This is a genomic window from Pseudomonas sp. NFACC02, from assembly GCF_900110765.1.
Lineage (GTDB): Bacteria > Pseudomonadota > Gammaproteobacteria > Pseudomonadales > Pseudomonadaceae > Aquipseudomonas.
The window spans coordinates 1-18,676 of record NZ_FOEO01000010.1 but is presented as its reverse complement, the minus strand read 5'-3'; the positions used below and the strand labels follow the sequence as shown (position 1 = coordinate 18,676).

General features: G+C 58.7%; 16 protein-coding genes. 13 read left to right on the top strand and 3 right to left on the bottom strand.

Going from position 1 to position 18,676, the window contains the following annotated elements; all coding sequences use genetic code 11:
• Nucleotides 1–45: 45 nt before the first annotated feature.
• The 5 genes from BMY73_RS11070 to BMY73_RS11050 all read left to right on the top strand — a co-directional run bounded on the left by BMY73_RS11070 (nt 46) and on the right by BMY73_RS11050 (nt 3,800).
• Nucleotides 46–684 (top strand): peroxiredoxin, encoded by a 639-nt coding sequence (locus tag BMY73_RS11070; protein ID WP_062379400.1) that lies wholly within the window; start codon nt 46–48, stop codon nt 682–684.
• 262 nt (nt 685–946) lie between these two features.
• Nucleotides 947–1,912, top strand: coding sequence for a sulfonate ABC transporter substrate-binding protein (locus BMY73_RS11065; RefSeq protein ID WP_092407086.1), 966 nt, complete (start codon nt 947–949; stop codon nt 1,910–1,912).
• Between the two features lie 27 nt (nt 1,913–1,939).
• Nucleotides 1,940–2,728, top strand: coding sequence for an aliphatic sulfonate ABC transporter permease SsuC (gene ssuC, locus BMY73_RS11060; RefSeq protein ID WP_092407085.1), 789 nt, complete (start codon nt 1,940–1,942; stop codon nt 2,726–2,728).
• The gene (gene ssuB, locus BMY73_RS11055; RefSeq protein ID WP_092407083.1) at nt 2,725–3,534 is read left to right on the top strand and encodes an aliphatic sulfonates ABC transporter ATP-binding protein; all 810 of its coding nucleotides are present in this window, start codon (nt 2,725–2,727) and stop codon (nt 3,532–3,534) included. The genes ssuC and ssuB overlap by 4 nt, the downstream gene beginning before the upstream one ends.
• 50 nt (nt 3,535–3,584) lie before the next feature.
• Nucleotides 3,585–3,800 (top strand): TOBE domain-containing protein, encoded by a 216-nt coding sequence (locus tag BMY73_RS11050; protein WP_062379390.1) that lies wholly within the window; start codon nt 3,585–3,587, stop codon nt 3,798–3,800.
• A gap of 94 nt (nt 3,801–3,894) precedes the next feature.
• On the opposite strand, the gene BMY73_RS11045 is transcribed toward BMY73_RS11050, so the two are convergent.
• Nucleotides 3,895–4,533 (bottom strand): TetR/AcrR family transcriptional regulator, encoded by a 639-nt coding sequence (locus BMY73_RS11045; protein ID WP_092407081.1) that lies wholly within the window; start codon nt 4,531–4,533, stop codon nt 3,895–3,897.
• A 129-nt stretch (nt 4,534–4,662) separates the two neighbouring features.
• A complete protein-coding gene (locus BMY73_RS11040) occupies nt 4,663–6,039 on the bottom strand; it encodes a glutamine synthetase family protein (RefSeq protein WP_062379386.1) in 1,377 nt (458 codons plus the stop codon).
• Nucleotides 6,040–6,316: 277 nt separating this feature from the next.
• On the opposite strand from BMY73_RS11040, the gene BMY73_RS11035 reads away from it, so the two are divergent.
• The 8 genes from BMY73_RS11035 (at nt 6,317) to BMY73_RS11000 (ending at nt 15,638) form a co-directional block, all read left to right on the top strand.
• The gene (locus tag BMY73_RS11035) at nt 6,317–7,111 is read left to right on the top strand and encodes a gamma-glutamyl-gamma-aminobutyrate hydrolase family protein (protein ID WP_062379385.1); all 795 of its coding nucleotides are present in this window, start codon (nt 6,317–6,319) and stop codon (nt 7,109–7,111) included.
• 42 nt (nt 7,112–7,153) lie between these two features.
• Nucleotides 7,154–8,512 (top strand): glutamine synthetase family protein, encoded by a 1,359-nt coding sequence (locus BMY73_RS11030; RefSeq protein WP_062379383.1) that lies wholly within the window; start codon nt 7,154–7,156, stop codon nt 8,510–8,512.
• A 72-nt stretch (nt 8,513–8,584) separates the two neighbouring features.
• A complete protein-coding gene (locus BMY73_RS11025) occupies nt 8,585–9,949 on the top strand; it encodes an aspartate aminotransferase family protein (RefSeq protein ID WP_062379381.1) in 1,365 nt (454 codons plus the stop codon).
• Nucleotides 9,950–10,134: 185 nt separating this feature from the next.
• Entirely contained in the window at nt 10,135–11,232 is a 1,098-nt protein-coding gene (locus BMY73_RS11020; RefSeq protein ID WP_062379380.1) for a polyamine ABC transporter substrate-binding protein, read from the top strand.
• Between the two features lie 309 nt (nt 11,233–11,541).
• Complete coding sequence (locus BMY73_RS11015; protein WP_062379378.1) at nt 11,542–12,636, top strand: polyamine ABC transporter substrate-binding protein; 1,095 nt, start codon at nt 11,542–11,544, stop codon at nt 12,634–12,636.
• A gap of 55 nt (nt 12,637–12,691) precedes the next feature.
• Nucleotides 12,692–13,834 carry a polyamine ABC transporter ATP-binding protein gene (gene potA, locus BMY73_RS11010; protein ID WP_062379376.1) on the top strand — a complete coding sequence of 381 codons (1,143 nt, stop codon included), beginning with the start codon at nt 12,692–12,694 and terminating at the stop codon, nt 13,832–13,834.
• Complete coding sequence (locus BMY73_RS11005; protein ID WP_062379374.1) at nt 13,831–14,751, top strand: ABC transporter permease subunit; 921 nt, start codon at nt 13,831–13,833, stop codon at nt 14,749–14,751. Before potA ends, BMY73_RS11005 begins: the two co-directional genes overlap by 4 nt.
• A complete protein-coding gene (locus tag BMY73_RS11000; protein WP_092407079.1) occupies nt 14,748–15,638 on the top strand; it encodes an ABC transporter permease subunit in 891 nt (296 codons plus the stop codon). Before BMY73_RS11005 ends, BMY73_RS11000 begins: the two co-directional genes overlap by 4 nt.
• 269 nt (nt 15,639–15,907) lie before the next feature.
• On the opposite strand, the gene BMY73_RS10995 is transcribed toward BMY73_RS11000, so the two are convergent.
• On the bottom strand, nt 15,908–18,307 hold the full coding sequence (locus tag BMY73_RS10995; RefSeq protein ID WP_092407077.1) for a penicillin acylase family protein: 2,400 nt from the start codon (nt 18,305–18,307) through the stop codon (nt 15,908–15,910).
• Between the last annotated feature and the right edge of the window lie 369 nt (nt 18,308–18,676).

Here is an 18,676-nt window from a genome sequence, read left to right as displayed (position 1 = left end):
GCATGCACAGTAGGCCGATAACTCACACCAAAGGAGCACGATTGCATGGGACTGAAACTCGGCGATATCGCCCCGGACTTCGAGCAGGATTCGAGCGAAGGGCGCATCAAGTTTCACGAGTGGCTGGACGGCAAATGGGCGGTGCTGTTTTCCCATCCCGCCGATTTCACGCCGGTCTGCACCACCGAATTGGGCTTCACCGCGAAGCTCAAGGATGAGTTTGACAAGCGCAACGTGAAAGCCATCGCGCTGTCGGTGGATCCGGTCGACTCGCACATCAAATGGATCGACGACATCAACTCCACCCAGAACACGATCGTTAACTTTCCGATCCTGGCGGACGCGGATCGCAAGGTGTCGGAGCTGTATGACCTGATTCATCCCAACGCCAGCGAAACGCTGACCGTGCGCTCATTGTTCGTGATCGACCCGAACAAGAAAGTGCGCCTGACCATTACCTACCCTGCCAGCACCGGTCGCAACTTCCACGAGATCCTTCGGGTGATCGATTCGCTGCAACTGACCGACAACTACAAAGTGGCGACGCCTGCGAACTGGAAGGACGGTGAAGACGTGGTGATCGTGCCTTCGATCAAAGACGAGGCCGAGATCAAGGAACGCTTTCCAAAAGGCTATACAGCCGTCACGCCTTACCTGCGCCTGACGCCGCAGCCCAATCGCTGATACCTCGCTTTCAACCACGACATTCGGGCCGATTTATCGGCCCCTTTTTTTGGGGAGCACTTCAGGGTCAATCGGCGAGACACTTGATATTCGATTCGGTGCTAACCAAATGAATAAATATGATTTTAGTGAATAACAGCCGCCTGTTATGGTCTCTCCGTCCTGGCGATTTATAGCCAGCAATGAATCCCCCAAACACCTTACTCGTTCGCTATCGGACAAGCAGGTGCCACCTGTTAGCTACTCAGCAAAGGAGCGTGCGATGCGCACTGTCATTTTGCGTCGAGGCCTGGTCGCTCTGTTTGTTGCGGCGGTGTCTTTCGGCGTCCTAACGCAAGCTCAAGCCGATACCTTGCGCATCGGTTATCAGAAGTACGGCACGCTGGTGCTGCTCAAGGCCAAGGGGTCGCTGGAAAAGAAACTGGCAGAGCAGGGCGTGCAGGTTCAATGGACCGAATTTCCAGGCGGACCTCAACTGCTGGAAGGCTTGAATGTCGGCTCCATCGACTTCGGTGTGACCGGCGAGACACCTCCCGTTTTCGCTCAGGCGGCAGGCGCTGATCTGCTCTACGTGGCGTCCGAGCCGCCGGCGCCGACCAGCGAAGCGATTCTGGTGCCCAAGGACTCGCCGATCACGTCGGTCAAAGACCTGAAAGGCAAGAAAGTCGTCCTCAACAAAGGCTCAAACGTTCACTACCTGCTGGTGAGGGCGCTGGAAGAAGCCGGCCTGAAATACACCGACATCCAGACCGTCTTTCTGCCGCCCGCCGACGCGCGGGCCGCCTTCGAGCGCGGCAGTGTCGATGCATGGGTGATCTGGGACCCGTACCAGGCGGCCGCCGAGCAACAGTTGCAGGCACGCACGCTGCGTGATGGCAAAGGCATTGTCGATAACAACCAGTTCTATCTGGCGACCAGGCCCTATGCGAAGCAGCATCCGAACGTGATTCAGACCCTGGTCGAAGAGGTTCGCGCGGTGGGTGAGTGGTCCAAGGCCAATCCGGAAGAGGTCACCAGACAGGTCGCTCCGTTGCTGGGCTTGCCGGAAGACATCACGCGGACTTCGGTTAACCGACAAGGTTACGGCGCGCTGTTCATCACGCCTGAAACCGTCGCGGCGCAACAGAAGATCGCCGACACGTTTTACCAGCTCAAGCTGATCCCCAAACCGCTCAGCATCGCCGATGTGATCTGGACGCCACCCGCTGCTGTTGCGAAAGCGCAGTAAGCCTCGGCCTTGGGAGGAGACAACTCCATGAGCGTGGAAAGCGTAACCCACAAACTGGCGCCCTGGCTGCTACCGGTTTTGTTGCTGGCGATCTGGCAACTGGCGGTCAGCGCCGGTTGGCTGTCAACCCGCATCCTGCCAGCGCCGAGTGCGGTGATCGAAGCCGGTGTGACGCTGGTACGCAGTGGCGACATCTGGACCCATCTGGCAATCAGTGGCTGGCGCGCCGGTATCGGCTTTGCCATCGGTGGCGGCATCGGCCTGATCCTGGGGTTTATCACGGGCTTGTCGAAATGGGGCGAATGCCTGCTCGACAGCTCCGTGCAGATGATTCGCAACGTGCCGCATCTGGCGCTGATCCCGCTGGTCATCCTGTGGTTCGGCATCGATGAAAGCGCCAAGATTTTTCTGGTGGCGTTGGGCACGCTGTTCCCGATTTATCTGAATACGTATCACGGGATTCGCAACATCGATCCCGCCTTGGTGGAGATGTCGCGCAGTTATGGTCTGTCGGGGTTCGCGCTGTTCTGGCACGTCATTTTGCCGGGTGCGATGCCTTCGATTCTGGTCGGTGTGCGCTTCGCGCTGGGCTTCATGTGGTTGACGCTGATCGTGGCTGAAACCATCTCCGCCAGCTCCGGCATCGGCTATCTGGCGATGAACGCCAGGGAGTTTCTGCAGACGGACGTGGTGGTGCTGGCGATCGTGTTGTACGCCGTGCTCGGCAAACTGGCGGACCTTGCCGCGCGTGGGCTGGAACGGGTCTGCCTGCGTTGGCACCCGGCGTATCAAGGGGCAAAAGGTGGTGCGCGATGAGCACCCTTCAACAACCGGCAAACCTGCTGCGCGGCATTCCCCTGCAAGTGCGCAAGCTGAAGAAAACCTTTGGCTCGCGGGAAGTCCTCAAGGACATCGACCTGCACATTCCGGCCGGGCAGTTCGTGGCCGTAGTCGGTCGCAGCGGTTGCGGTAAAAGTACCCTGCTGCGCTTGCTTGCAGGCCTTGATCAGCCCTCAAGCGGTCAGTTACTGGCCGGGTCGGCGTCGCTGGCCGATGCACGAGAAGACACACGATTGATGTTCCAGGAAGCACGCCTGCTGCCGTGGAAAAAGATCATCGACAACATCGGGCTGGGCCTTAGCGGAGACTGGCGTGGCAAAGCGCTGGAGGCACTGGAAGCCGTCGGTCTGGCCGAGCGTGCCGATGAGTGGCCTGCGTCGTTGTCAGGCGGCCAGAAACAACGTGTGGCGCTGGCGCGTGCGTTGATTCACCAACCGCGACTGTTGCTGCTGGACGAGCCGCTGGGCGCGCTCGATGCCTTGACCCGCATCGAGATGCAGCAGCTGATCGAAAATCTCTGGCGCAAGCACGGCTTCACGGTGTTGTTGGTGACGCACGATGTCAGCGAGGCAGTGGCGATTGCCGACCGAGTCTTGCTGATCGAAGAGGGCCGCATCGGGCTTGATTTGCAGGTCGATCTGGCTCGACCGCGTGCGCGTGGTTCACATCGGCTCGCCGCGCTGGAAACCGAAGTCCTTAACCGCGTGCTGTCGCTGCCAGGCAGTCCGCCCGAACCTGAACCGACATCACCCCTGCCCACGCAGCTGCGCTGGGCCAACTGAATCCAGGCGCAATGTTGCGTCTGGACTGAGCACTCAAAGGAAGACCTGTCATGACTATCAAAGCCATCAACGTTCGTAACCAGTTCAAAGGCACCATCAAGGAAATCGTCACCGGCGACGTACTGTCGGAAATCGACGTACAGACCGCGTCCGGCATCGTCACTTCGGTGATCACCACCCGTTCGGTGAAAGAGCTTGAGCTGGTGGTCGGCAGCGAAGTCATCGCCTTCGTGAAATCCACCGAGGTGTCGATCGCCAAGTTGTGATCGATGCGTTGTGAACAACCCCGAAGGGTGCGAGCCCTTCGGGGCTTTTTGCTGTGTCCGATTTGGTCAGCCGGCTTGCCGGGAGCTGTCGGCGTTACTGCTCGATTGATCGCTTCGGGAGGAACGGCGGCAGGTAAAGGCCAAGATAAGCGTCGAACACGCGCTGCCCTTCTTCTGCCATGCGTGGCGTGATCGCATCGTGCAGTTGTATCGAGCGTGCATAAACGCGGTCGGCGAGTTCGAGGGCGAGGGCGAACACTTCGATGTCGTCTGGCAAGGCCGGCAGCTGGAAGTGCTTGGCGAACAGCGCGTGCATGAGGTTGCCCAGTTCGACGTCGTGCTGGCGGTCTGCCTGAGTGACTTCGGTCAGGCCGTGCTGAGCCAGGATCAACTGCCGAGCGGCGGCGTCTTCGCTGTAGATCGTGAGCATGCGCGCCTCGACCAGGCGCGAGAGGTCATGCCAGGACGTGAGCTGCGCATGATCGATGGGCTGTTGCAGACTCTCGCGAAACGCTGCGTGAACGTCGGCGGTCAGTCCTTCCAGCAACGCCGGGACGCTGGCAAAGAAGTGATAGACCGAGGAGGGCGGGATCCCAGCGCGCTCGGCGACGCTATAGATCGACAGACTCGCCACCCCATCCGACGCCAACAGCGTACGCGCGGCATCAAGGATCGAATCGATCCGGGCCTGACTGCGCGCACGGGGTTTGCGGGGTGTGGCGGGGCGGGTCATTGAAGCGTCTCGCAGGCGAAAGTCCGCGCATTGTACGCGAGGTTTCAAGGCTCGGATGAACTGCGCCGTCTAAAATAAAAAACGCCCCCAGCCATGCGGTTGGGGGCGTTCTTTTTATTTCACACACCGTCAGACCGTGTGCAGATACCAGTTGTATTCGAGGTCGGAGATGGAATGTTCGAACTCTTCCAGCTCACTTTCCTTGCAGGCGACAAAGATATCGATGTACTTCGGATCGATGTACTTGGCCATGATTTCGCTGTCGTCCAGCTCGCGCAACGCATCGCGCAAGTTGTTTGGCAGGCTTTGCTCATGCTGCTCGTAAGAGTTGCCTTCGACAGGTGGCCCCGGCTCGACCTTGTTGGTCAGACCGTGGTGGATGCCCGCGAGCACCGATGCCATCAAGAGGTAAGGGTTGGCGTCTGCACCGGCAACGCGGTGTTCGATCCGCACGGCATCCGCGGTACCGGTAGGCACACGAACGGCCACTGTCCGGTTGTCCAGACCCCAGGTAGGCGAGTTTGGTACGTAGAACTGAGCACCGAACCGGCGATACGAGTTGACGTTCGGGCAAAGGAACGCCATCTGCGCCGGTAGGGTCTCGAGCACACCGCCGATCGCATGACGTAATGCGGCGTTCTGCTCGGGATCCTCACTGGTGAAGATGTTTTTGCCATCGCGATCCAGGATCGAGATGTGGACGTGCAGACCGTTACCCGCCTGGCCTGGATACGGCTTGGCCATGAAGGTGGTGTCCATCTCATGGTCGTAGGCGATGTTCTTGATCAGTCGCTTGAGCAGGACCGCATAATCGCAGGCCTTCAATGCGTCAGCAGTGTGGTGCAGATTCACTTCGAACTGCGCCGGAGCACTTTCCTTGACGATCGCGTCGGCAGGGATGCCTTGCTCTTTCGCACCTTCCAGAATGTCCTGGAGGCAATCGACGTATTCGTCGAGGTCGTCGATCAGGTAGACCTGTGTCGAGTGCGGGCGTTTCCCGGAAATCGGCGAGCGCGGCGGCTGTGGTCGGCCGTTCACGTTCTCCTGATCGATCAGGTAGAACTCAAGTTCGAATGCGGCGCAGATGGTCAGGCCCATCTCGTCGAACTTGCTGACCACCTGGCGTAGCACCTCACGAGGATCGGCGAAGAACGGATCGCCCTCCAGTTCGTGCATGGTCATCAGCAGTTGTGCGGTAGGACGCTTCTGCCACGGTTCGTTGCAGAGAGTGTCAGGGATCGGATAACAGATTCGGTCAGCGTCACCGATGTCCAGGCCAAGGCCGGTGCTTTCCACCGTCGAGCCATTGATATCCAGTGCGAAAAGAGAAGCTGGGAGGTTAATGCCTTTTTCGTAAACCTTATGGAGACTGGTGCGTTCAATGCGCTTGCCGCGCACCACTCCATTCATATCTGCAATCAGAAGGTCAACGTATAGAACCTCAGGATGTTCCTTAAGGAACGCGTTCGCTTCGTTGAGCTGAACGGCACGCGGGGGTACCGACATGATGCAACACCTTTGTTGTTGAAAATATCAATCATCGAGCATTACGGGGTTCAGTCAATCCGAAAGCCCAGATGAAGTCAAGAGAGCTCTGTTTTGCCCTAAAAGGGCGCCGTGAGCCCATTTTTGCCGCACTTTAGGGCGGATTTAGACGCCTGGAAGTCGTTAGAACTGCGACCTTGAGCAGGGCGTGTTTTATTTTTTACGGCGCTGTTGTGTAAAAAAATGAACAAGGCTAAGCTCGGTCGCAACCCAAAACAGCAACAATACCGGGGGTCACATGTCTCGCCTTCCGCTGATCGGCGTCACCGCCTGCACTCAGCAAATCGGCTCGCATGCCTATCACATCAGTGGTGACAAATACGTCCGCGCAGTCGCCGTCGCTGCCAAGGGCCTGCCGCTGATTCTGCCGTCACTGGCAGAGCTGATCGATCCAGCCGACATACTCTCGGCGGTCGATGGCTTGCTCTTCACCGGTTCTCCATCCAACGTCGAACCCTATCACTATAGTGGTCCGGCCAGCGCGCCGGGAACTGCTCATGATCCTGCACGCGACCACACCACCTTACCCCTTATTCGTGCCGCTGTGGCTGCGGGCGTGCCCGTGCTGGGTATTTGCCGTGGTTTTCAGGAGCTGAACGTAGCGTTTGGCGGCAGTCTGCATCAGAAGGTTCACGAGACGGGCGCCTTCATGGATCACCGTGAGCCAGACAACGAACCCGTGGAAACTCAGTACGCTCCCAGTCATGCGATGCACATCGAACCGGGCGGCATGCTGGCGGGATTCGGGTTGTCAGAAGAAATTCGTGTCAATTCAATTCATGGTCAGGGTGTCGAGCGTCTCGCGCCTGGTCTGCGCGTGGAAGCGACGGCGCCGGACGGCCTGATTGAAGCGATTTCGGTTCCCGCAGGCGCGCCTTTTGCTACAGCTGATGTATTCGCATTGGGCGTTCAGTGGCATCCGGAGTGGCAGGTCATGCAAAACCCCGACTATCTTTCAATCTTCCAGGCTTTTGGCGATGCCTGTCGAAAACGTGCAACACAACGCGACGCCGATGCGTCGAAAAACGCCTGATGACTACGATGGCCGTCAGGACAATGAACCCCTGAGGTATTTATGAGTACCAACCTCGACCAGCTCACCGATTGGTTGAAAGAACACAGGATTACCGAAGTCGAGTGCATGATCTCCGACCTCACCGGTATCACGCGCGGCAAGATCTCTCCGACCAACAAGTTCATTGCCGAAAAGGGCATGCGCTTGCCGGAAAGCGTACTGCTCCAGACCGTGACCGGGGACTATGTCGAAGACGACATTTATTACGAGTTGCTGGACCCCGCGGACATCGACATGTTTTGCCGTCCTGACCAGAACGCGGTGTATCTGGTGCCCTGGGCCATCGAGCCTACTGCGCAGGTGATCCATGACACCTACGACAAGCAAGGCAACCCCATCGAGCTGTCGCCGCGCAACGTATTGAAAAAAGTACTCAAACTCTATGCCGATCAAGGCTGGCAGCCCATCGTGGCGCCGGAAATGGAGTTCTATCTCACCAAGCGCAGCGACGACCCGGATTATCCGTTGCAACCGCCAGTGGGGCGCTCGGGCCGCCCGGAGACAGGTCGTCAGTCTTTCTCTATTGAAGCCGCCAACGAGTTCGACCCGCTCTTCGAAGACGTCTACGACTGGTGCGAGCTGCAGAACCTGGACCTCGATACGTTGATCCACGAAGACGGCACCGCACAGATGGAAATCAACTTCCGTCACGGCGATGCGCTGTCGCTGGCCGATCAGATCCTGGTGTTCAAGCGCACCATGCGCGAAGCCGCGCTCAAGCATGACGTAGCGGCGACCTTTATGGCCAAGCCCATGACCGGTGAGCCGGGCAGCGCCATGCACTTGCACCAGAGCATCGTCGACATCGAAACCGGCAAGAACATCTTCTCCAACGAAGACGGCACCATGAGTCAGTTGTTCCTGCAGCACATTGGCGGCCTGCAGAAACTCATTCCCGAGCTGCTGCCGCTCTTCGCACCTAACGTCAACTCGTTTCGCCGCTTCCTGCCGGACACCTCGGCGCCGGTGAACGTGGAGTGGGGCGAAGAAAACCGCACCGTCGGCCTGCGCGTACCGGATGCCGGCCCGCAGAACCGCCGTGTGGAAAACCGTCTGCCGGGCGCCGATGCCAATCCCTATCTGGCGATTGCTGCGAGCCTGCTGTGCGGTTTCATCGGCATGGTCGAAGGCATCAATCCGAGCGCGCCTGTCGTGGGCCGGGGTTATGAGCGTCGCAACCTGCGCTTGCCATTGACCATCGAAGACGCCCTTGAGCGGATGGAAAACAGCAAGACCATCGAAAAGTACCTCGGGCAAAAATTCATCACCGGTTACGTCGCGGTCAAGCGCGCCGAGCACGAAAACTTCAAGCGTGTGATCAGTTCGTGGGAGCGGGAATTCCTGCTGTTCGCCGTCTGAAGCCCCAGGCGCCGCGCAGGCCTTGCGAGGTCCGCGGCGCCTGACACGCGATATCCGTCAATGGAGTGGTTCATGAGTTCCAACAACCCGCAAACCCGCGAATGGCAAGCGCTCAGCAGCGATCATCATCTGGCGCCGTTCAGCGACTTCAAGCAGCTCAAAGAGAAAGGCCCCCGCATTATCACTCACGCCAAGGGCGTTTATCTGTGGGACAGCGAAGGCAACAAGATCCTCGACGGCATGGCGGGTCTGTGGTGCGTCGCCATCGGTTACGGTCGTGACGAACTGGCCGATGCAGCCAGCAAACAGATGCGCGAACTGCCGTATTACAACCTGTTTTTTCAGACCGCTCACCCGCCAGCGTTGCAACTCGCCAAGGCGATTTCCGACATTGCCCCTGAAGGCATGAACCATGTGTTTTTCACCGGTTCCGGCTCCGAAGGCAACGACACTGTGCTGCGAATGGTGCGTCACTACTGGGCGGTCAAAGGCAAGCCAGACAAGAAGGTCATCATCAGCCGCATCAACGGCTACCACGGCTCCACGGTCGCGGGCGCCAGTCTGGGCGGCATGACGTACATGCATGAGCAGGGCGACCTGCCGATTCCGGGCATCGTTCACATCCCGCAGCCATACTGGTTCGGCGAAGGGGGCGACATGACCCCGGAAGCGTTCGGCGTCTGGGCGGCCGAGCAACTGGAAAAGAAAATCCTCGAAGTCGGTGAAGACAACGTGGCCGCCTTTATCGCCGAGCCGATTCAGGGCGCGGGCGGTGTGATCGTTCCGCCTGATACCTACTGGCCGAAGATCAAAGAGATCCTCGCCCGGTACGACATCCTGTTTGTCGCCGATGAGGTGATTTGTGGCTTTGGTCGTACCGGTGAGTGGTTCGGTAGCGATTTCTACGACCTCAAGCCTGACCTGATGACCATCGCCAAAGGCCTGACCTCGGGCTACATCCCCATGGGCGGTGTGATTGTGCGCGATGAGGTGGTGAAGGTGTTGAACGAAGGCGGCGACTTCAACCACGGCTTTACCTATTCGGGCCATCCGGTGGCGGCAGCGGTCGGTCTGGAAAACATCCGCATCCTGCGTGACGAAAAGATTGTCGAACGTGTGAAATCGGAAACGGCACCATACTTGCAGAAGCGTTTGCGTGAGTTGAGCGATCATCCGTTGGTGGGTGAAGTTCGGGGTGTCGGCATGCTGGGCGCCATCGAGCTGGTGAAAGACAAAGCCACTCGCGAGCGTTACGTCGGTCGAGGCGCGGGCATGATTTGCCGAACGTTCTGCTTCAATAACGGACTGATCATGCGTGCGGTGGGTGACACGATGATCATTTCGCCGCCGTTGGTGATCAGCTTCGCGGAGATCGACGAGTTGGTGGAAAAAGCGCGCAAATGCCTGGACCTGACCCTTGAGGCGTTGCAGAGCTGAAGTGGTCGCGGCGGGCGTGCGCCGGGTTGAAGGCGCACCCTGCAGGGTTCGATGTGTTGGTGTGCAGATGAAATCTTTGAAAGGTATGCAATAAGGCAGGCAGTCTGCTTGTAAGCCCGCCCAGGAAATTGCCAGACTAACGGTTGTTTTAGTCGCCGCTAACATAAAACATTGGAGCTGTACGAATGAAGAAATTTGGCAAAACCCTTCTCGCGTTGTCCCTGATGGGCGCAGTGTCTGTCGCTGCGCACGCTGATGATAAAGTTCTGCATGTCTACAACTGGTCCGATTACATCGCGCCGAACACCATTGCCGATTTCGAAAAGGAATCAGGCATCAAAGTGGTGTATGACGTCTTCGACAGCAACGAGACCCTGGAAGCCAAATTGCTGGCCGGCAAGTCCGGCTACGACATCGTCGTTCCGTCGAACAACTTCCTGGCCAAACAGATCAAGGCCGGTGTGTATCAGGAGCTGGACAAGTCCAAACTGTCCAACTACAAAAATCTGAACGAGAAGCTGCTCAAGGCCGTATCGATCAGCGACCCGGACAACAAGCACGCTTTCCCTTACATGTGGGGCTCGATCGGTATCGGCTTCAACCCGGACAAGGTCAAGGCTGCGCTGGGCGCCGATGCACCGGTCAACTCCTGGGACCTGCTGCTCAAGCCTGAAAACATCGCCAAGCTGAAAGCCTGCGGCGTGAGTTTCCTGGATTCGCCGACCGAGATGCTGCCGGTAGCGCTGCATTACCTTGGCTTGCCAACCGACACCCAGAAGAAAGAAGACATCAAGAAAGCTCAGGATCTTTTCCTGAAAATTCGTCCTTCGATCACTTACTTCCACTCGTCCAAGTACATCTCGGACCTGGCCAACGGCAACATCTGCGTAGCCGTGGGTTACTCGGGCGACATCTATCAGGCCAAGGCGCGTGCTGAAGAAGCGGGTGGCAAGGTCAAGGTCAGCTACAACATCCCGAAAGAGGGTGCTGGCAGCTTCTATGACATGGTCGCCATTCCTAAAGACGCCGAAAACGTCGAAGGCGCCTACAAGTTCATGAACTTCCTGCTGCAGCCTAAAGTCATGGCTGAAATCACCAACGCCGTTCACTTCCCGAACGGTAACGCGGCGGCGACCGAGTTCGTCGACAAAGACATCACGTCTGACCCAGGCGTTTATCCGCCAGCCGATGTTCTGGCCAAGCTGTATGCGATCGCAGATCTGCCCGCAGCGACCCAGCGTGAAATGACTCGCGCCTGGACCAACATCAAATCGGGCAAGTAAGCCTGGTCAGGCACTGTGGGAGCGAGCTTGCTCGCAAAGAGGGTGTTCCATCAGGCGAGCGTCTGTCGTTTGAAACCCGGCATTCGTCGGAGTGCCGCCCTGACAAAGCTCGCTCCCACAGGATCAATGTTCACCGCACACCGGCCGCGGTCCGCGGCCCGGTGTCAGCGGCAGCGACATACGAGTCAGAAAAGTTTTTTTTGCGAGCAGGGTTTATCGAAGGTAAGTTGCGCGCCGGAATTGTCACAGGCAGTCGTTACTGTCATCGGCACGGGCAACAGGCCCACCTACTAAAAAAGGACTGTACACGTGTCTATTTCTTTATTTTCCAAGGGCTTGCTACTGGGAGCCGGCCTGACGCTTGCCGTCGGCGCTTACGCGGACTCTACCGTCCGCATTTATAACTGGTCCGATTACATCGGGACGACGACCCTGGCGGATTTTGAATCCGCCACCGGGATCAAGACCCAATACGACGTGTTCGACTCCAATGAAACGCTGGAGGGCAAGCTGCTGGCGGGACACACCGGCTATGACGTCGTCGTGCCGTCCAACCACTTCCTTGGCAAGCAGATCAAGGCCGGCGCGTTTCAGAAGCTCGACAAATCGCAACTCCCCAATTACGCCAACCTCGATCCCGAGCTGATGAAGCGCCTGGAGAAGAACGATCCCGGCAATCAGTACGCCGTCCCTTATCTGTGGGGCACTAACGGCATCGGTTACAACGTCGACAAGATCAAGGAAGTGCTGGGCGTCGACAAGATCGATTCCTGGGCTGTGCTGTTCGAGCCCGAGAACATCAAGAAGCTGAAGACGTGCGGTGTCGCCTTCCTCGACTCGGCGGATGAAATGATGCCGGCCGTGCTGAACTACATGGGGCTGAACCCCAACAGCACCGACGAGAAAGATTACAAGAAGGCCGAAGACAAGCTGCTGAAGGTCCGTCCTTACGTCACCTACTTCAATTCCTCCAAATACATTACGGACCTCGCCAACGGAGACATCTGTATCGCTGCCGGTTTCTCCGGTGATGTGTTCCAGGCCAAAGCACGTGCCGAAGAGGCGGGCAAGGGCGTGAACATCGCGTACTCGATTCCGAAAGAGGGCGGCAACCTGTGGTTCGACATGCTGGCGATTCCGGCCGACGCCCCCGACGTCAAGGCGGCCCATGCCTTCATCAACTACATCCTCAAGCCTGATGTGATCGCCAAGATCAGTGACCAGGTGGGTTACGCCAACCCGAACCCGGCTTCGGGCGAGCTGATGGATCAGGACATTCGCAACGACGAGGCGGTGTATCCCTCGAAGGAAGTGCAGGCGCGCCTGTACGTCAACTCCGAGTTACCGCCGAAAATTCAGCGTGTGATGACCCGCAGCTGGACCAAGATCAAATCCGGTAAATAAAGACCTGGCGCCCGGCCGTATTGGCCGGGAGCAAGAACAGTTGGGAGTTTCACCCATGGCAGTTGCCTCCGGCGCCTACAAAAAAGCCCTTGAGGGTGGTCAGCAACCTAAGCAGGTGCTGGTCAAAATCGATCGGGTCACGAAAAAGTTCGATGAGACGGTTGCTGTGGACGATGTGTCTCTGCAGATCAACAAGGGTGAAATCTTCGCCCTGCTTGGCGGTTCCGGTTCAGGCAAGTCGACGCTCTTGCGTATGTTGGCCGGTTTCGAGCGGCCGACCGAGGGGCGCATTTTCCTCGATGGCGTCGACATCACCGACATGCCGCCGTACGAACGTCCGATCAACATGATGTTCCAGTCCTATGCGCTGTTCCCGCACATGACCGTGGCGCAAAACATCGCCTTTGGTCTGCAGCAGGACAAGTTGCCCAAGGCGGAGATCGACGCGCGCGTGGCCGAGATGCTCAAGCTGGTGCAGATGACCCAGTACGCCAAGCGCAAACCGCACCAACTGTCCGGCGGTCAACGTCAGCGGGTGGCGCTGGCGCGGTCGCTGGCCAAGAAACCCAAGCTGCTGTTGCTCGACGAACCGATGGGTGCGCTGGACAAGAAGCTGCGTTCGCAAATGCAGCTGGAACTGGTTGAAATCATCGAGCGCGTCGGCGTGACATGCGTGATGGTGACCCACGACCAGGAAGAGGCCATGACCATGGCCCAGCGCATCGCGATCATGCACCTGGGGTGGATTGCCCAGATCGGCAGCCCGGTCGACATCTACGAAACACCCACCAGCCGTCTGGTCTGTGAGTTCATCGGCAACGTCAACCTGTTCGACGGTGAAGTCATCGAGGACATGGAAGGTCATGCGCTGATTCGCAGCCCTGAGCTGGAGCGCGATATCTACGTCGGCCACGGGATCAGTACCTCGGTGGAAGACAAGCACATCACCTACGCCATTCGCCCGGAAAAACTGCTGATTACCACCGAGCAGCCAGCCTACGAATACAACTGGTCGCGCGGCAAGGTCCACGACATCGCTTATCTGGGCGGTCACTCGGTGTTCTACGTGCAGTTGGCGTGCGGCAAGCTGGTTCAGTCCTTCGTTGCCAACGCCGAACGCCGGGGCGCGCGTCCGACCTGGGATGACGAAGTGTTCGTCTGGTGGGAAGACGACAGCGGCGTGGTACTGCGGTCATGAAAATTCGAAAAATCAAACGAGCGCTCAACCGAATAACACCCAATGGCCGTCAGGCGGTCATCGGGGTGCCCTTCCTCTGGCTTTTCCTGTTTTTCGCGCTGCCGTTTCTGATCGTCATCAAGATCAGCTTCGCTGAGGCCGATGTCGCGATTCCGCCGTACACCGAGATCTTCACGTACGCCGAGCAGAAACTCGACATCGTGCTCAACTTTGCCAACTACGCACTGTTGACCGGGGACGACCTATACATCTCGGCGTACTTGGGCTCCTTGAAGATGGCCTTCTTCAGTACGTTGCTGTGCCTGTTGATCGGCTATCCGATGGCCTACGGTATCTCCATTGCGCGTAAGGAAATGCAGACGGTGCTGTTGCTGCTGATCATGATGCCGACCTGGACGGCCATCCTGATCCGCGTGTATGCGTGGATGGGCATCCTCAGCAATAACGGCCTGCTCAATGCGTTCCTGATGTGGCTGGGCGTGATTCAGGAGCCGTTGCAGATCCTCAACACTAACCTGGCGGTTTACATCGGCGTGGTGTACTCGTATCTGCCATTCATGATTCTGCCGCTGTACGCCAACCTGGTGAAGCACGATCCAAGCTTGCTGGAAGCCGCATCGGACCTGGGGTCTAGCACCTTCAACAGCTTCTGGAAGATCACCGTACCACTGTCGAAAAACGGCATCATTGCCGGCTGCATGCTGGTCTTCATTCCGGTGGTGGGTGAGTTCGTCATCCCTGAATTGCTGGGCGGACCCGATACGCTGATGATCGGTAGGGTCTTGTGGACAGAGTTCTTCAACAACCGCGACTGGCCGGTGGCGTCTTCGCTGGCGGTGGTGATGCTGTTGATCCTGATCGTGCCGATCATTCTGTTCAACCGTAGCCAGGCCAAAGAACTGGAGGGCAAAGCATGAGAGGCTTCCGATTCTCGAACCTGATGCTGGTACTGGGGCTGGTGTTCATCTACGCGCCCATGGTCATCCTGGTGATCTATTCGTTCAACGCCTCCAAGCTGGTGACGGTCTGGGGTGGCTGGTCGGTGAAGTGGTACGTCGGGCTGCTCGACAACACCCAACTGATGAGCGCAGTGGCTCGTTCGCTGGAAATCGCCTGCTACACCTCGGTTGCGGCGGTTGCACTGGGCACCATGGCAGCGTTTGTCCTGACGCGCATCACGCGCTTCAAGGGCAAGACCTTCTTCGGTGGCCTGGTCACCGCGCCACTGGTTATGCCTGAGGTGATCACCGGTCTGTCGCTGTTGCTGCTGTTCGTGGCGATGGCGCAGTTGATTGGCTGGCCGCAGGAGCGCGGCATCGTGACCATCTGGATCGCTCACACAACGTTCTGTGCCGCATACGTAGCGGTGGTGGTGTCGGCCCGGCTGCGCGAACTCGACATGTCCATCGAAGAAGCGGCCATGGATCTGGGGGCGCGACCCTGGAAGGTGTTCTTCCTGATCACCATCCCGATGATCGCGCCGTCACTGGCGGCGGGCGCGATGATGTCCTTCGCGCTGTCGCTGGATGACCTGGTGTTGGCCAGCTTCGTGTCAGGCCCCGGCTCGACGACCTTGCCGATGGAAGTGTTCTCGGCCGTGCGTCTGGGCGTGAAGCCTGAGATCAATGCCATTGCCAGCCTGATTCTGCTGGCGGTGTCGATCGCGACCTTCCTGGTGTGGTTCTTCAGCCGTCGCGCAGAAGAGAAACGCAGGAAAGCGATCCAGCAAGCCATCGAAGAAGCGGCTGCGGATGGCTGGAAACAGCCGGATGTGCGCCGTGCTCAGGTGGTTGAGTCAGTTTAAACCTGCGGCATTGATCGTCCCCACGCTCTGCGTGGGGACGTATCCGCTGACGCTCTGCGTCACTGCTGGATAGACGCGGAGCGTCCGGGGCAGCGTTCCCACGCGGAGCGTGGGAACGATCACAACTGTGTTGACCCTGTAGGAGCGTGGCTTGTCCCGCGATCTGCCGGGGACCGGCAGCAAATCCTGTGAATGCGATCACAGCACGTACCCTGTGGGAGTGATCGTTACGCGGAGCGTGGGAACGATCACACGGTCAGGTTTTGTCGTCAGTGACTCGGCACCAGGCGCAACACCTCTTTGCTGTTCCCCGCCACATCCCCCTCGCTGAACCGCTCCGGCACGTACTGGCCGGTGATGTAGCGCTGTGCCTGATCGGCGTAGTGCTTGTCGAACAGCACGCCGCTTTGCCCGACCGGGTTGATGCCCAGCGCATGGGCCGGGTCGGCGAAGTCGATCAGGCGGCGTGTCGACGGTCCATAGGTCACAGGCCACGGAGCAGTGGCGATGCTTGCCGACAGGTTATTCGGCACTTCATGGGTTCCGGGCGCGGCAAACGGGCCGACGTTGAACAGCATGTCCAGCGGCGGTTGACGGCCCAGCGGATGTTCGTGGGTCAGTGTGTGGGCCTTGCCCCAAGTCCATTCGTTTGGGTTCAGCCCGTACAGCGACTTCAAATGAGACACCGCTGCATGCCATGCCACTTTCACGGTATTGTCGCGACCTTCCGGTTCGGGTGAGTTGCGATTGTTCCACCAGGGTGAATGGGCATCGGCGGCCAGTCTTGGAAGCGCCATGTCGATTACGCGCGTTGAGAGCAGGGTCGCGAACAGCCCGTCGCCCAGCTCGTCCCGGAAGGTCTGGTCGCTGAGGTTGAAGAGGAACTGGTTGAACAGCGTCGCGCCTACCGAATCGACTGGGTAATCACCTTTCCAGGCGGCCAGACGTTCGATCAGGTCGTGCTCTTCCGGATCGCTGATCACCCGGCGCAGCACAGGAATCAATGGTTTGAGAATCTGCTCGGCATAGTCGGTCCGGGTGCCCAATTGCAGCGCCTGGCTGTTTTCCAGATTCCACTTCACCCGTGGGTCACTCAACTGCTTGTTCAACTGGCGACCGCGTTCGGCGAGGTTGTAATAACCCGGAATTTCCATCCCCGTCGGCGACACGGGCTGGAAGTTGGCCGACACGATATAGCCACGCGCCGGGTTTTCCTCCTGCGGGTTGGCGCTGAACGGATAGAAACCGTCCTTGTCGGCCTGGCCTGTGCTGCCGTCGAGGAGGAAAGTCGGGTTTACCCCTGCCGGACGCTTGGGCAACTGAGCGGCTGCCCACCAACCGATATCACCGTTGGCGTTGGCGTAGACGATGTTCAAGCCGGGTGACTGGATCTTCTCGGCGGCGCTGCGCATCTTGTCCAGCGTGTTGGCGCGGTTGGCCTCGTAAAAGCCTTGCAGAATCGGGTTCTCGGATTCAAGAAACGACCACCACATGGCAACGGGTGTGTCGGCGTGTTCCTGACTGCCGCTGGCGCTCAGCACGTCATTGACGATCGGGCCGTGGGGCGACTGGCGCAGCATGAAGGTGACCGGCGATTCGCCTTTGACCTTGATTTGCTCGGGCCGCGAGGTCATGTCCGCCCAGGCACCGTGGTACCAGACCTGATTGGAATTCTCGGGGTTGACCTTCTCGGCAATCAGGTCGACGTCGTCGTTCTGGAACATGGTCAGGCTCCAGCCGAAATCCATGTTATGGCCCAGTAGCGCGAACGGGTTAAGCGCCTGGAAGTGTCCGTACAACTCGAAGCCGGGAGCGGACAGCTGCGCTTCGTACCAGACCGCGGGTACCGAAAATCGGATGTGCGGATCGCCCGCCAACAACGGCTTGCCGCTCTGCGTGCGACTGCCTGACACCGCCCATGCGTTGCTGCCCTCGAATTGTGGCAGGCCTGCGTTCTCAAGGGCTTGCTGGCTGAGCAAGGCCAGATCGCCCAGACCTTTCCAATCCTTGCTGCTCAGCGCAGGTCCTTGGCCCAACGCGCCTTGGGGTTGCCAGTCCAGATCGAAGACTTTCAGGTACTCCGGCCCGAGTTGATCGCGCACATAGGTCAGCAGCGGTTCGGTACGAAACGCCGCCGCGAAGCTGTAAGCCAGGTAGCCGCCAATGCTCAGGGTGTCTTCTGCGGTGAAAGGCCGCTTGTCGATGCCCAGCACGTCGAATTCGACGGGTTTGGGGTGAGTCGCCTGAAACTGGTTTACGCCATCCAGATAGGCTTGCAGGGCTTTCCAGGCAGGGGTGTTCCTGTCCTGACGCGCCACATATTCGTCGGCATGCTCGCGAATGCGCAGGCTGCGGAACAGTTTGTCGGTGTTCACCAGCTTCGGACCGAGGATTTCCGCCAGTTCGCCACGGGCGAGCCTGCGCAGGATCTCCATCTGGAACAGGCGATCCTGCGCATGTACATAACCCAGCGCGCGGTACAGGTCGTCCTGATTTTCGGCCTTGATGTGCGGCACGCCGCGTTCGTCATAACGCACGCTGACAGGTGCCTTGAGGCTGTTCAGCGCCAGCTCGCCGTTGCGCACGGGTTGTTTGCTGTGGATATACCAGGCGCCGCCGCCAGCGATCAGAACGACCAGCAAAGCGATGACGGAAAGGCTGCGTTTCATCCAGAGGGCTCAAAAGGTGATTGAGAAGGTTTCGCAGGCTACAGAATCGGCGCGGCGCTGGGTAGGTGGCGAGGACAGCAGATGGTGTAGGAGCGCGCTTGCCCGCGATCTGCCGGGAACCGGCAGCAAGTCCGGTGCATGCGGTGTATCAGGTACAACCGAGTCGCCTGATTTCGCTACCGCTGCGCGGCAGATCGCGGGACAAGGTGGAGCGCCACCCCGGCGGCTACAACAATCGCGGGTGGGGTGCAGACGATTTAGGATCGTTCCAACGCTCTGCGTGGGAATGCCTGCCAGGACGCTCCGCGTCCACGTTGACGCAGAGCGTCAGTCGCTGCTTTACCACGCGGAGCGTGGGAACGATCAAAA

What these genes read in the sequence shown, in the direction of transcription:
- BMY73_RS11070 (WP_062379400.1), top strand. Translation starts at nt 46, where the DNA reads ATGGGACTGAAACTCGGCGATATCGCCCCGGACTTCGAGCAGGATTCG.
- BMY73_RS11065 (WP_092407086.1), top strand. Translation starts at nt 947, where the DNA reads ATGCGCACTGTCATTTTGCGTCGAGGCCTGGTCGCTCTGTTTGTTGCG.
- ssuC (WP_092407085.1), top strand. Translation starts at nt 1,940, where the DNA reads ATGAGCGTGGAAAGCGTAACCCACAAACTGGCGCCCTGGCTGCTACCG.
- ssuB (WP_092407083.1), top strand. Translation starts at nt 2,725, where the DNA reads ATGAGCACCCTTCAACAACCGGCAAACCTGCTGCGCGGCATTCCCCTG.
- BMY73_RS11050 (WP_062379390.1), top strand. Translation starts at nt 3,585, where the DNA reads ATGACTATCAAAGCCATCAACGTTCGTAACCAGTTCAAAGGCACCATC.
- BMY73_RS11045 (WP_092407081.1), bottom strand. Translation starts at nt 4,533, where the DNA reads ATGACCCGCCCCGCCACACCCCGCAAACCCCGTGCGCGCAGTCAGGCC.
- BMY73_RS11040 (WP_062379386.1), bottom strand. Translation starts at nt 6,039, where the DNA reads ATGTCGGTACCCCCGCGTGCCGTTCAGCTCAACGAAGCGAACGCGTTC.
- BMY73_RS11035 (WP_062379385.1), top strand. Translation starts at nt 6,317, where the DNA reads ATGTCTCGCCTTCCGCTGATCGGCGTCACCGCCTGCACTCAGCAAATC.
- BMY73_RS11030 (WP_062379383.1), top strand. Translation starts at nt 7,154, where the DNA reads ATGAGTACCAACCTCGACCAGCTCACCGATTGGTTGAAAGAACACAGG.
- BMY73_RS11025 (WP_062379381.1), top strand. Translation starts at nt 8,585, where the DNA reads ATGAGTTCCAACAACCCGCAAACCCGCGAATGGCAAGCGCTCAGCAGC.
- BMY73_RS11020 (WP_062379380.1), top strand. Translation starts at nt 10,135, where the DNA reads ATGAAGAAATTTGGCAAAACCCTTCTCGCGTTGTCCCTGATGGGCGCA.
- potA (WP_062379376.1), top strand. Translation starts at nt 12,692, where the DNA reads ATGGCAGTTGCCTCCGGCGCCTACAAAAAAGCCCTTGAGGGTGGTCAG.
- BMY73_RS11005 (WP_062379374.1), top strand. Translation starts at nt 13,831, where the DNA reads ATGAAAATTCGAAAAATCAAACGAGCGCTCAACCGAATAACACCCAAT.
- BMY73_RS11000 (WP_092407079.1), top strand. Translation starts at nt 14,748, where the DNA reads ATGAGAGGCTTCCGATTCTCGAACCTGATGCTGGTACTGGGGCTGGTG.
- BMY73_RS10995 (WP_092407077.1), bottom strand. Translation starts at nt 18,307, where the DNA reads ATGAAACGCAGCCTTTCCGTCATCGCTTTGCTGGTCGTTCTGATCGCT.